The sequence below is a fragment of the Roseiconus lacunae genome (assembly GCF_008312935.1).
Lineage (GTDB): Bacteria > Planctomycetota > Planctomycetia > Pirellulales > Pirellulaceae > Stieleria > Stieleria lacunae.
Genome location: NZ_VSZO01000097.1, coordinates 1 through 1,866 on the forward strand (window position 1 = coordinate 1; position 1,866 = coordinate 1,866).

The 1,866-nt window shown below is 52.8% G+C and carries 1 protein-coding gene; it reads left to right on the top strand.

Annotation, left to right across the window (positions count from 1 at the left end; all coding sequences use genetic code 11):
- Window positions 1-115 precede the first annotated feature (115 nt).
- Window positions 116-1,072: a hypothetical protein gene (locus tag FYC48_RS27530; RefSeq protein WP_149500032.1), complete on the top strand. Its 957-nt coding sequence runs from the start codon at window positions 116-118 to the stop codon at window positions 1,070-1,072.
- Window positions 1,073-1,866 lie beyond the last annotated feature (794 nt).

Here is a 1,866-nt window from a genome sequence, read left to right on the forward strand (position 1 = left end):
CGTAAATCGACGAACCAATCGATGCACGTGAGCCGCCGAGTTGGGTTCATTGAAGTGGTGAGTCGTTCGCGGCGGCCACGTGATCGTCACCGTTATGTGCACTAATTGAGCATCTATGGACTGGAAATCGTATTCGCACATTGTTGATGAACTGGCATTAGACGTGTCACCGAACGATCCGTCTGCGGTTGCGGATGCTGTTCGCGCCAAACGTATCGCCGCACACCCGGACAAGACGGGCGGTGAGTTCACAGATGACGAGCACAAACAAACCTATACCAAACTAAACTCTGCCAACGAATGGATTGAGCGGCAAGGCTCCAACAATGCGCTCATTCCAATCGAACAACTACCATCACTAATCAAAACCATTGGAGAACTACAGCAACCGTCAAAGGAAGAGAAGATTGGGAAGCTGGTTCGCGACACTCGGTCAGAAGCAAGACATTCACGACAGTCAACCTATGGTGTGCCGCGAATCGGCTCCGGGGCACTAGCTGCGATCGCGGCTTTTCTAGCCGCGTTTCCCGAAAAATTCGCAAAGGTTTTTGCGACAGGAGTTGAGCCAACCGATGCGGGGGAGAAAGCAAGATACCTCGCGGAGTTAGCCCAAAGGCAACAATCGATTTCCATACTCTTTCTTACAGGGGCCTTGGTGGCTGCAATGATGTTCTGTCTTACTTGGTTGTTCGAGCGACGCGATGAAGAACTCATCGAATCCGCAATGTCATCCGATGCAAGAATGGATTTGTTCGCGCGTCTCGTAAGCAGGATACGCGAACGCGACGATGACCTGACGTTTCCCGCGGTAAAGTTCGTCGAACTTGTGCGTGAATACCTCGGTGACCGGGGCTTTTTGCCGTTCCCTTATCGGATGTTCGTGCCATCGCGACAGGCGCGAATTTCTCCGGCGGTTGCAGAGAAGATTGCCCTTGTCCACCTCGAAGAACTAGAAAGTCGTGGGGCGATTGAAAAGGTTGAAAGTAGGAGCCTGTATCAGAAGTTCAAAATCGATCCAGAGGCTGCGGAAGAAGCACATAACCATCGGATGCACACGGAGCGGCGGTGGTGACGGCTAATGAAGTGGAGAGCGTTCTCCCGCCGCCCGGTGATCCTAAACGTTCGTCGTGCTGGGTCGCGTTCGTTGGCTATTCGATCCTTAAATTGGGCTTAACGCACACGCCAGATATGGTGACCGCGGTCGGCCCATTGCTTGTTGACGCGACCTCTGTTTCCTGGTGATCGCTATTGATGTCGCGGTTTGGTAAACGTTTCATCTTCCCAACAATCGCCATTATTGGTTCGTGGCCCTGCTCTCTCACGGCTTTGTTACGGTGGAGTCTTCGAATCGCCCCGACACTCGATCATGCCTATCGATCAGATGTCGATTGAATCCGGTACCACGGTTTGCACATACTATGCTGATCCCGATCCAGACTGATTGATCGCCCCAGGTCAACCTGCGATCGCTACAATAGATTAGGACCGTCCAGCTCCATACCGGCGGCAACCGTAAATCGACGAACCATGTGATGAACGGGAGTCGCGGGCGCTGCTGTTTCCTGAGTTCAAGATGTTTGCCCGCGACCCCGTTATCACCAACGTTCGTCGTGCTTGGTCACGTTCGTTCGTTCTTCTAGCTTTAAGTTTGGATCAACGCACATGCCGGATAGGGTGATCGCAGTCGGCCCACCGCATGATGATGCGACCTCAGTTTCCTGGTGATCGCTCTTGATGTCACGGTTTGATAGATCATCTTCTCCAACAGGATGATGGCTTGGTGATTCGCAATGCAAGTCACGTTCGTCGTGCCGGAAGACTCGCGTAGTGGCCCATTGCTTGGCAGAGGAACATCAGTCGCCTATT

Bases quoted from the DNA above. Each gene is read 5' to 3' on its own strand.
- FYC48_RS27530 (WP_149500032.1), top strand. From the start codon at position 116: ATGGACTGGAAATCGTATTCGCACATTGTTGATGAACTGGCATTAGAC.